9 protein-coding genes and 1 pseudogene are annotated in these 10,571 nt (G+C 70.8%); 4 read left to right on the top strand and 6 right to left on the bottom strand.

The genetic code is table 11. From position 1 onward, the window contains the following. Positions 1 to 25: 25 nt before the first annotated feature. Entirely contained in the window at positions 26 to 409 is a 384-nt protein-coding gene (locus ACQKIP_RS08845; RefSeq protein ID WP_365859192.1) for a nuclear transport factor 2 family protein, read from the bottom strand. 227 nt (positions 410 to 636) lie between these two features. On the opposite strand from ACQKIP_RS08845, the gene ACQKIP_RS08840 reads away from it, so the two are divergent. Continuing rightward, complete coding sequence (locus tag ACQKIP_RS08840; RefSeq protein WP_365859194.1) at positions 637 to 1,587, top strand: SGNH/GDSL hydrolase family protein; 951 nt, start codon at positions 637 to 639, stop codon at positions 1,585 to 1,587. 4 nt (positions 1,588 to 1,591) lie between these two features. On the opposite strand, the gene ACQKIP_RS08835 is transcribed toward ACQKIP_RS08840, so the two are convergent. Both ACQKIP_RS08835 and ACQKIP_RS08830 read right to left on the bottom strand, forming a co-directional pair. After that, positions 1,592 to 1,876 carry a DUF397 domain-containing protein gene (locus ACQKIP_RS08835; RefSeq protein WP_365859196.1) on the bottom strand — a complete coding sequence of 95 codons (285 nt, stop codon included), beginning with the start codon at positions 1,874 to 1,876 and terminating at the stop codon, positions 1,592 to 1,594. Next, positions 1,836 to 2,684 (bottom strand): helix-turn-helix domain-containing protein, encoded by an 849-nt coding sequence (locus ACQKIP_RS08830; protein ID WP_365859198.1) that lies wholly within the window; start codon positions 2,682 to 2,684, stop codon positions 1,836 to 1,838. The genes ACQKIP_RS08835 and ACQKIP_RS08830 overlap by 41 nt, the downstream gene beginning before the upstream one ends. A gap of 199 nt (positions 2,685 to 2,883) precedes the next feature. Between ACQKIP_RS08830 and ACQKIP_RS08825 the strand changes: the two are divergent. Together ACQKIP_RS08825 and ACQKIP_RS08820 are read left to right on the top strand one after the other, a co-directional pair. Further along, positions 2,884 to 3,291, top strand: a pseudogene (locus ACQKIP_RS08825) (DUF7144 family membrane protein); the annotation flags it as partial. A 177-nt stretch (positions 3,292 to 3,468) separates the two neighbouring features. Next, the gene (locus ACQKIP_RS08820; protein ID WP_365859200.1) at positions 3,469 to 4,722 is read left to right on the top strand and encodes an ion channel protein; all 1,254 of its coding nucleotides are present in this window, start codon (positions 3,469 to 3,471) and stop codon (positions 4,720 to 4,722) included. A 24-nt stretch (positions 4,723 to 4,746) separates the two neighbouring features. Here the strand turns inward: ACQKIP_RS08820 and ACQKIP_RS08815 are convergent, their stop codons facing one another. Further along, positions 4,747 to 5,658: a LysR family transcriptional regulator gene (locus ACQKIP_RS08815; protein ID WP_365859202.1), complete on the bottom strand. Its 912-nt coding sequence runs from the start codon at positions 5,656 to 5,658 to the stop codon at positions 4,747 to 4,749. A gap of 167 nt (positions 5,659 to 5,825) precedes the next feature. Between ACQKIP_RS08815 and ACQKIP_RS08810 the strand changes: the two genes are divergently transcribed. Then, positions 5,826 to 7,130, top strand: a complete 1,305-nt coding sequence (locus tag ACQKIP_RS08810; protein ID WP_365859204.1) for an SGNH/GDSL hydrolase family protein — start codon at positions 5,826 to 5,828, stop codon at positions 7,128 to 7,130. Positions 7,131 to 7,266: 136 nt separating this feature from the next. On the opposite strand, the gene ACQKIP_RS08805 is transcribed toward ACQKIP_RS08810, so the two are convergent. Beyond that, positions 7,267 to 9,297: an FUSC family protein gene (locus ACQKIP_RS08805; protein WP_427742635.1), complete on the bottom strand. Its 2,031-nt coding sequence runs from the start codon at positions 9,295 to 9,297 to the stop codon at positions 7,267 to 7,269. A gap of 67 nt (positions 9,298 to 9,364) precedes the next feature. Further along, the gene (locus ACQKIP_RS08800; protein ID WP_365859206.1) at positions 9,365 to 10,402 is read right to left on the bottom strand and encodes an endonuclease/exonuclease/phosphatase family protein; all 1,038 of its coding nucleotides are present in this window, start codon (positions 10,400 to 10,402) and stop codon (positions 9,365 to 9,367) included. Positions 10,403 to 10,571: the final 169 nt, after the last annotated feature.

Here is a 10,571-nt window from a genome sequence, read left to right as displayed (position 1 = left end):
GTTCGCGGGGCGGGCCGCGTTTCGTTCAGGCCGTCGGCACGCGGTCGAGGAACCCGTGGACGGTAAGGATTCGGCCGTCGTCGGCCAGCTTGACGACGTCGAATCCGGCGACGGGAGCGGAGCCGTCCGCGGACGACACGAGCTCCCAGCCGAAGCGCGCGATGTCGTGGTGCCCGTCGACCGTGCCGATCTGGCGGAACTCGAAGCCCGGGAACTGCTCGTGGGCCCCGTTGATCACGGCGGCGACGGACGCGTGCCCCGAGACGTCGGCCAGCGGGTCCGTGTAGCTGCCGTCCTCGGTCCAGGCGGCGGCGACGGCCTTGCCGATGTTGTCGGCGCCCTCGGCGTTCCAGGCCTCGAAGTAGCGGGCGACGGCGGTCTCGTACGCGGCGGTGTCGTGTGCGGTCATGGCGGGTCAGCCTCCCGTGAGGTGGTTGTTTCGTCGTGCCGTGGCGATGACCCAAGACTGCCGAGCGGTCGCGCGGGGGTCGATTACGTCCGGGGTAATGCCGGTCCGCACGCTCCGGACGGTGCGGACGGTCCCGGCGGTCCGGAAGCGATCCCTCGTGTCTTCTCACGCGGGTGCGTCTGTGCTTGCCTTGGGGCTCTTTCGGTCGGGTGGGAGGGAGTTGGCGCATGCGCAAGGCGTGGGTGGGCGGGGTGCTGGCCGCTGTGCTGCTCCTGGGGGCGTGCGGTGACCCCGGCCCGGACGGGGGCACTCCGGCTGCCGCCCCGAAGGCCCCGGCCGCGGACCGCACGCCGGAAGGCGACGACCCCGCCCGGCTACCGTCGAAGTCGCCGTCGCCGACATCGACCACCCGGCAGCGCGTTGCGGAAAAGTCCCGGACAAAAGCCCCGAAGGTCCTGTATCTCGGGGACTCCCTCGCAATGGAGAACCAGAACGTCCTCGGCGACCAGTTACGCGCCGAGGTGGGCGCGCGCTACACCAGCGCGCCCTACTCGGGCACCACCCTCTGCGACTACCTCGACGGCACCGGCAAGGACTCCCTCGTCCCCGACAAGGACAAGGCCGCCGCGCTGGTGCGCGAGCAGCGCCCGGACTTCGTGGTGCTCCAGTTCTGGGGCAACGCGTGGGGCTATACGCCGTGCATGGACGGCATCACGTACGACAAGGCCCGTGCGAAGTACTTCGACCGGTACACCGCCGACGCGAAGGCACTTGCCTCGCAGATCCGCGGCGCCGGTGGGTCGAGCCCGCCGCGCATCGTGTGGGTGCTGCAAGGTCCCGACCCGATCACCCCGGATCGCGTACGGCGCGTCAACGCCATCTACGAAGCGCAGGCGCGGGCCGCGGGCGGCATCGTCGCCGACGCGGGCCGCGCGGTCGCCCCGGCGTCGGGCCGACACACCTGGGTGGAGAAGCTGCCGTGCACGTCGTACGAACGGGAGCACCCCGCGTACTGCACCGATCCTGGCCGCGGGCGTACGGCACTGCACCGCGGCGACGACTATCTGCACTTCTGCCTTGCCCCCACCACGGCCAAGTCCCGCCCCTGCCCGGCTCGTTCGCCGGGCATCCGCCGGATGACCGCCGAGATCACCAAGGCCGTCGCGGAGGCGCCCTAGCGGGCTACCTCAGGGTGCGGGTTGCTGCGGCTTGCACGAACGCGGCGAAGGCGCGGGGGGTGGTGGTGAGGGCGGGGGCTTGGGGGTTCTTGCTGTCGCGGATGGCTATGACGCCGTGGCGGGGGGCTTGGGCGAACTCGATGCAGTCGCCGCCGGTGCTGCCGCTGTACGTTGACTTGCGCCATGCCGCGCCGTCGAGGGGGGCGCATTCGATGCAGTCACCGCCGTTGGTCCCGCTGTGGGACGACTTACGCCACTGTGCGACCGGCAGGTGCCTTGCGGTGCCCATAGCGTTCCTCCATCACATGCGCGATCAGTTTCGCCGAGCCCTCCGAGGGGAGGGCACAGCTCTGCAATCGAGCGTAACCGACCGAACGCTCCCTGATCACTTGCGGGTTGGCCGTCATATGGGCCGAGTCGTAGCTCTCCGCGTAGAAGAGATCCGGGTCGTCCTCGAAGCGCAGGAGATTGAACGCACCCATCATTCCCGTGTGCTGGCCGACCGAATAGGGGAGCACCTGGACTTGCACCCACGGGTGGTCGCGGAACTCCAGCAGACGGGCCAGCTGACCTCGCATGACCTCGCGACTACCGACCTCCTGGTGCAGCACCGCCTCGCCGAGAACCACCCACAAGGCAGGCGGGGCCTCTCGTTCCAGAATGCGCTGCCGCTCCATCCGAGCCGCCACGAACTCCGCAGTCCTGTCCGGTTGGTCTACGCCGAGTAGCGCCCTCGCGTACGCCTCCGTCTGCAAGAGCCCGTACACCACCTGGCACTGATACGTAGAGATGAACGTAGCCCTCGCCTCAAGCTCCGCATACGCCTGGAACCAACTCGGCAGCTGACTCCGCAGAACCAACCCCACCAACCGCGAGAACACCCCGCCAGTCCCCAGCGCCGCGTCCACCCGTTCGGAGAAATCCCTCGTCGGTACCTTCCTCGCCGTTTCGATCTGGCCCACCAGCGACGCCGTGCAGAAAATGCAGCTGCCCAGCTGGCCCTGGTTGAGGCCCGCGGCCTCGCGCAGGCGGCGGAGTTCCGAGCCGTAGTAGTCCAGCGGCGACGCGCTGGGGTCGAGGTCGCGGATGTTGACCATGTGGGGGCCACCCCTTCAACCGGCGCCGTGCGGCGGGCAGTTCATTGGTAGCCCAGCGTAATCAGTTGATTGCGCGACGGTGCGTGAATCGCGTAAATGGCGAGGTACGAGGGGTAACCCGTTCGGCCCAAGCCCGCTCGCGAGGCCCGTACGGCTGTCACACGCTGTGAATTCCGGCGACAGAGAAGAGGCGACGCTCATGAGCAGCAGCGGAGGCAGCGGCAGCGGCACGGGCAAACCGAGCGGCGAGAGCCTGTGGGCGTCCGGCGGCACGATGTTCGCGGGTGTCCTGATGCTGGTCAACGGCATCCTCGGCATCTTCGAGGGCATCGCGGGCATCGCGAAGGACGACGTCTACACACGCATCGGCGACTACGTCTACAAGTTCAACCTCACCACGTGGGGCTGGATCCACCTCATCCTCGGCATCCTCGTCGCGGTGACCGGCTACGGGATCCTCAAGGGCGCGACCTGGGCCAGGGCGTTCGGCGTCGGGCTCGCCTCGCTCGCCGTCGTCGTGAACTTCCTGTGGCTGCCCTACCAGCCGGTCTGGGCGCTGATCTCCATCGCGATCGGCATCTTCGTCATCTGGGCGCTCTGCACGGACCACCCGGACCGGCACAGCCACGGCGTACCGCCGGGCGGCGGTTCGGCGGCCGGGGGCTGGGGTCCCAGGCCCACGTCCAGCGGGCCCGGCCCGTTCGCCGAGGGGCCCAGCGGCACCAATCCCGGCGGTACGGGGCCCACGCCTCCGCCCGCCGCCCACTGACCCTCTGTGGGGTCCATGACGCCGCAGGCCCGCGCGCTCCTGCCGCTCGTCGTGCCCGCCCTGCTCGTGGGGGTGGGGTCCAGCCTGATCCTGCTGCTGCTCAGCTTCATCGCCGAGCGGTTGCAGGATCTGCTGTGGGACGGGCTGCCGGACGCGGTCGGGGTCTCCGGTACATCGGCGGGATGGATCATCGGCGTGCTCACGGCGGCGGGGTTCGTCGTCGGGCTGATCGTGTGGAAGATCCCGGGGCACGCGGGGCCCGATCCCGCGACGCTGGGGCTCGTCGATCCGCCGCTGCCGGTGCGGGTGCTTCCCGGCATCGCGCTCGCCGTCGTCGTGGGCCTCGCGGGCGGCGTCAGCCTCGGCCCGGAGAACCCGATCACGGCGATCAACATCGCCCTCGCGTACGCGCTCGGCATGCGGGCCATGCCGCGTACGCCCGCGAGCGACTGGGTGGCCCTCGCCGCGGCCGGGACGATCGGCGCGCTGTTCGGCACGCCGGTCGCGGCGGCGCTCGTGCTCTCCGAGACCGTCACGGCTCCCGGACCCGATCCGCGGCCCCTGTGGGACCGGCTTTTCGCGCCGCTGGTGGCGGCGGGCGCCGGGGCGCTGACCACCGTCCTCATCGCGCATCCGACGTTCCAGATCGACGTCGAGGCGTACCCGGGGCCGCACTGGGGCGACGTGCTCTCCGCGATGGTCATCAGCACGGGCGCGGCGGCGGTCGGCCTGTGCGCGGTGTACGCGTTCCCGTACCTCCACCGTGTCTTCCGGCAGCTCGGACACCCCGTACTGATGCTGACCGTGGGCGGTCTCGTCCTGGGTGCCCTGGGCGCGCTCGGCGGACATCTCACGCTCTTCAAGGGCCTGGAGGAGATGAAGGAGCTGACCGCGCACGCCGCCGATCACGACGCGGGCAATCTGCTGCTGCTCGCCCTGGTGAAGCTTGTCGCGCTGTGTGTGGCCGCCACCTGCGGTTTCCGGGGCGGGCGGATCTTTCCCGCCGTCTTCGTGGGCGTGGCACTCGGCATGTTCGCGCACGCACTCGTGGACGCGGTGCCGCCCGCGCTCGCGATCACCTGCGCCATCCTCGGGCTGCTGCTCGCCACGACGCGGCAGGGGTGGCTGAGCCTGTTCACGGCGGCGGTCGTGGTGATGGACGTGGGGCTGCTGCCGATGCTGTGCGTGGCGGCGCTGCCGGCCTGGCTGCTGGTCACGGGGCGACCGGAGATGCTGGTCAAGGAGGATGCGCCGCAGCCGGTGGCGTGAGCCTGCCGCCGGGGCGGGTGAGCCTCAGAACGGCGCCGGGCCGCCGTTCGCCGCCACGGCGTCGCGGACCGCTCGTACGAACTCCTCCAGACGCGGGGTGCCTGCCGCGGCCGTGCGCGAGATGAGCGCGACGTCGGCCGACGGGAGGTCGTGCAGGGGTACGAAGACGATGTCGGGCCGCGAGTAGTACTTCTCCACGGACGCGACGACCGGCGACACCCCCTGCCCGGTGGCGACCAGCGTCATCAGCTCCTGGAATCCGGCGACGGCCTGGCCGCGACGGATCGGGAGGCCGCTGGGGGTGCGGGGCGGGACGTGGAAGTCCCACCAGTAGGCGGGCGCGCCGTTGACGACGCCGAAGAAGGTCTCGCCCGCGCACTCTTCGAGGGACACACCGGCTCGACCGGCGAAACGGTGACCGAGGGGTACGGCGAGCATGCGGGGTTCGTTGATGACGACCGGCCCGACGGTGAGGTCCGGCTCCTCCACGGGCAGGCAGGTGAAGAGGACGTCGGCCTCGCCGCTGCGGAGCGCGCCGAGCGGGTCGCCGAACTGCGTCTCGCGCATCCGCACGTCGCAGTGCGGGCAGCGCTCGCGGAACTCCGCCAGGATCGCGGAGGTCAGCGAGCCCGCGCCCGACCCGAGGAAGGCGACGGTCAGTTCTCCGTCGACGCCGCGGGCCATGTCCTTGGCGCGGGCGACGGCGGCTTCCATGCGCACGTGCAGCGGGGCCAGATCGTCGTAGAGCTGGCGGCCGAGGGGGGACATCTCCACTTTGCGGCTCGTGCGCTCGAAGAGAGGGGCGCCGATCTTGCGCTCCAGGCGCTTCACGGTCTGGCTCACGCGGGCCTGGGAGAGGAGGAGGCGTTCGGCAGTGCGGCCGAAGTGGAGTTCTTCGGCGAGCGTGAGGAAGGTTTCGAGCTCTTGCCGTTCCATCGCCCCGTGCCACCCCGTCCGCCTCTGACCTGCATCTATAAGCCTGAGCACGCCAATCGTTTCATGGATCGTCGTTGATCGGGGGTTGGTGGGGGCGGATCTTTGAGGAGTCAGGTCGAGCGGACGTCGTTGCTCGACTCCAGGGCCTCAACTCCGGGGAGATTCCCATGCTTTCGCGTACTCGTACCCACACCCGTACTCGTACTTCTGTCGTTGCTGTGGCTGCGGCGCTCGCCGTGACGGCCGGTATCGCTGTCACGGGGGCTCACGCTTCGGGCTCGGGTTCGGGCTCGGGCTCGGGGTCGCGGTCCGGGGGTTCCTGGGCCGCCGCCTGGGCCGCTTCGCCGCAGCGCGCCAGTACCGGCTTCAAGCCCAACTGGTCGGAGGACGGCTTCTCCGGGCAGACCCTGCGGCAGGTCGTACGCGTTACCGAGGGCGGCGACAGAGCCCGTATCCGGCTGTCCAACGCGTACGGGACCTCGCCGCTGCACATCGCGGGGGCGACCATCGCGCGGACGAAGAAGGGGGCCGCGGTGGAGGAGGGCTCGGTGCGGCGGCTCACCTTCGAGGGGAGACGGTCGGTGTCGATACCGGCGCACGGCCAACTGTCCAGCGATGGGGCGGGGTTGAGGTTGAAGGCCTTCGAGTCGGTGACCGTCACTCTTCATCTGGCGGGTACGACCGGGCCCGCGACCTTCCACGCGCAGTCGTTCGCGACGAGTTACCGGGCGGAGGGGGAGCACACCGGGGATGTGGGGGCGGGGGCGTTCGACGAGACGTCGGAGTCCTGGTACTTCCTGTCGGGGGTGGATGTGACGGGCGAGCGTGCTCGCCGCAACGACGGCATCGTTCTCTTCGGGGACTCCACCACTGACGGTTTCGCTTCTTCCACGGACCTCAACCGCCGGTGGTCCGATGCGCTGGCCGAACGCCTTGCGAAGGCGGGGTCGCCGCGGCCGGTCCTGAACGCCGGGATCGGCGGGAATCTCGTCCTCAATGACTCGGCCTGGTACGGGGAGAGGGGGACGGCGCGGTTCGGGAGGGACGCGTTGGATCTGCCGGGGGTGGGGACCGTCGTTGTCCTTGAGGGGCTGAACGACATCGGGTTCAGCGAGAGCGACACGCCCACGTACAAGCCCGCGCCGGTGGTGAGTGCGGCTGAACTCATCGCGGGGCACCGGAAGTTGATCCGGGCCGCGAAGGCGAAGGGGGTGCGGGTGGTGGGGGCTACCCTGCTGCCGCTCGGGGGGTCCGATCACTACGGGGAGCGGGCGGCGAAGGTGAGCGACGAGTTCAATGAGTGGGTGCGGACTTCCGGGGAGTACGACGCGTTCGTGGACTTTGACCGGGCGCTGGCCGATCCGGCGGACGGGGAGCGGTTTGCTCCTGAGTACGACAGCGGGGATCACCTGCATCCGAATGATGCGGGGTATGCGGCGATGGCCCGTGCGGTGGATCTTGAGCAGCTTTAGCCCCAGCCCCGCCCCTTCCCGAAAACTCGCTCGGCGCGAGGGCCTTGTACGTACCGTCATCACCGGCTCCGCCGAGTTCGTCCTCAAACGCCGGACGGGCTGAGATTTACCCGGCTCGGGGAAATCTCAGCCCCCCTCAGCTCTGCGGAGAAGTGATCGCTCTTGCGGCCACCACCTCCTGGCGGAGGGGTTCCAGGACGCTGTCCTGGGGGCCCGTGGTGGAGAAGGATGTCGAGACCTCCTCCAGGGTTTCGGAACCCCGCAGCCCATCGGAGAGTTCGTGGAGCTGGCGGGCCACCTCGCCCACCTCGGTGAGGGTCGGCTCCGGTGCCCCGTGGCGGATGCGGACCCGCGCGGCGGTGGTCGCGTCGACGATCCGCTCGACGGCGATCACCACCGGCCACCACGCCGCGGCCCTCGCCCCCATCGGAGGCGGTTCGGTCAGGGCTCGTTGGAACTCCGTGCGGATGGTGGAGAGGTCCCGGTACAGGCCGCGTCGCATCCGCGCCCGCTCCGCCACGTCCACCGCCGTGCCGAACGCGCTCTCCACGTACGACGCCGTATCGGCGACCGCATCCGCCAGGCGGTCGCCGATCCGCGTGTGCCAGCTCTCCGGCCACAGCAGGTACCCCGCGACCAGCGAGATCCCGCAGCCGATCAGGCTGTCGACGAGGCGGGGTGCCACCAGGCCGAAGCCCTGGTGGTTCAGGACGTCGGACAGGAGCAGGATCACCGGGGTGATCGCCGCCGTCTGGTAGCCGTAGCCCCGGGGCGTGAGCGCCGGGATCAGGGTGGCGAGGGCCAGCATCACCGGCAGGTCCCACCAGCCGCGCGGCACCTCGGAGAGCACCGCCGCCGCGACGACGAGCCCCGCCGCCGTACCCAGCGCCCGCAGCACCGCACGCGAGAACACCGAGCCGAAGTCGGGCTTGAGCACGAACGTGACGGTGAGCGCCACCCAGTACGAGCGGGGCACCTCGATCAGCGACACCAGGGACTGCGCGATGCCGATGCACAGGGCCAGACGCAGGCCGTAGCGCCAGGACGCGCCGGACAGGATGACGTTGCGGGCGGCTCGGCGTGCTCTCACGCGCAGGGCCGCCGGACGGCCCAGGCGGTCGTCGACGTTCACGACGCCGTGCGGGTCTGAGTCGTTGAGGAGTTCGGCCACGTGCCGCAGGGCGTGGTCCACGGCGTCGGCGGACGGGTCGAGCGGCTCGGGGAGCGCCGGGACGGGGATCGGCTCACGGCCCGGCGCCGCCACCGCCGCCGCCAGGCGCCGCACCTCCGCCGGGAACTCCGGCGGCATCGGAACGCCGCACTGGTGCGCTGCGGGCGCGGCCTCGATGACCGGCGTGATCGCGTTCAACTGGGCGACCAGGCGGACCAGGTCCGGGTTGCGGCCGTGTGCGCGGGTGCGGCGGGCGAGGACGAGGTCGTACGACTGGTTGAGGGAGGCGGTAACGGCGGTGCGCGCCTCGTCGTACCGCTCGGTGCCCGCCGCTTCGAGCAGCGCGGCCACGCTGCGGTAGGTCGCGGCGACGGCCGACCGTTCGGGGATGCCGGAGCGCAGCGGCCAGGCGAGGAGGGCGAGGAGGAGGACGAGCAGGCCGCCGCTCGTCATCAGGACCGGGGCGAGCCACCAGTCCCCCGGCATCGGAAGCCCCGCGCCCACCACGGAGTTGAGCAGCAGGAGCAGCCCTGCGACGGACGCCACGGCGCCGATCGTGGACATCATCCCGGAGACGAGGGCGACCAGCGTGACGACGCCGACCGCGACCCAGCCGTGGCCGAAGACGAGCGAGCCGATGGTGACGCCGATCGCGCCGAAAAGCTGCGGGACGGCGATGTTGAAGATCCGCATGCGGTACGCGTCGGCGGTGTCGCCGATGACTCCGGAGAGCGCGCCCATCGAGGCGAGCGCTCCGTACGCGGGCTGCCCCGCCGCGAGGCCCGCGGCGAGCGGCAGCGTCAGCGCGACGGAGGCGCGGGCCACCGCCGCCCATGGGATCGGGGCCGCCTGCGGTTTGAGCGTTCTGACCAGCCAGGGGGGTGGGGCGAGGGTGCGGGCGCGGGCGCGGGCGTTCGGCGCGCGTGAGGCCGGTGAGTCCGGTGAGCCTGGTGGGCCCGGTGAGCCCGGTGGGGCGGGGGAGTCGCGGCGGCGCATGGGGACATTATTGCTGCCCTTGGTGTTGCTTTGCCCGGTCTGACCTGCGGCTTACCGCTTCGGCGGCTTACCCCTTCGGCCTGTGCAGTGTCAGGTCCACCACCAGGGCCCGGTGGTCCGTGTCGCCGATCTCCAGGAAGCGGGCGTCGCTCGCCGAGAAGTCCGGGGTCGCCAGGACGTGGTCGATCTGGGTGCCGAGGGGGGACATCAGGTCGGCTGGCCAGCTGGTGGTGCGGGCGGATCCCGCGAGGCGGGCGGCGTCGCGTACGCCGCCGGTGTCCAGGATGTCGCGGAACGCCGCGTGGTCCTGGGTCGCGTTGAAGTCGCCCGCGATGATGGTGGAGCGGTTCTCGCGCTTGCCCTCGGCGGCGTAGTCGCGGAGCTCGGCCAGTTCTGCGCGCCAGGTGCCGAGTTGCTTGGGCAGCGGGGGCATGGGGTGGGCGAGCTGTATGCGGATCTGGTGGCCGTCCTTCAGTTCGGCCACCGCGCCGGGCATGCCCAGGGTGCCCGCCAGGCCGCTCGTCTTCTTCAGGGGCAGTTTGCTGACGATCACCGAGCCTTCGGCTCCGCCTGCTTCGCTCGCGGTGCGGTGGGGGTACTCGGAGCGGGGCAGTTCCTCGCGCAGGGTGTCCGAGCAGGTGTAGTCGCACTCCGGGACGAAGAGGAGGTCCGGCTTCTCCTTGCGGACCGCCTTCAGGAGGCCGTGGGTGGCCTGGCCGAACTGGACGTTCGATGCCATGACGCGGACGTCGGCCACCGCGGGGCCCTTGGGGTCGTCCGCCTTTCCGTACGGCTCCAGGAACCAGGCGACTCCGGCGAGGGCGAGGACTGCCCAGACCAGGCCTGTTCGCCAGCGGGCGAGGGCTGCCAGGAGGAGGGCGGCGATGGTCGGGGCGAGGAGGAGGGGGAGGAAGGCGAGGAGTTGGGGCAGGGGGGTGGGGCCGTCGGAGTCGGCTGCGCGGAAGGCGAGGATGGTGGTTGTGCCTGCCAGGAGCAGGGCTGCCAGCCAGGCGGAGGGGCGGTTCCTCGGCCTGCGCCGGCTCTTCGCCTCCGGCTCGGGCCAGTCGTCTTGGGGTGCCGTCCTCGCTGCCGTTGCGCTGTCCAAGGCCGGCCTCTCCGTCTGGTCCTCAGGGTCCGACTGGGGTTCTGCGCGGAATCTTCCCTTAGAGACGGCGGGGGGCTCGGGAGGGTTGCATTTCCCCAACCCCGCCCCTTCCCGAAAACTCGCTCGGCGCGAGGGCCTTGTACGTGCCGCAATCACCGGCTTCGCCGAG

This window comes from Streptomyces sp. NPDC059900 (assembly GCF_050270335.1).
Lineage (GTDB): Bacteria > Actinomycetota > Actinomycetes > Streptomycetales > Streptomycetaceae > Streptomyces.
This window is presented reverse-complemented; position numbering and strand designations above follow the sequence as displayed.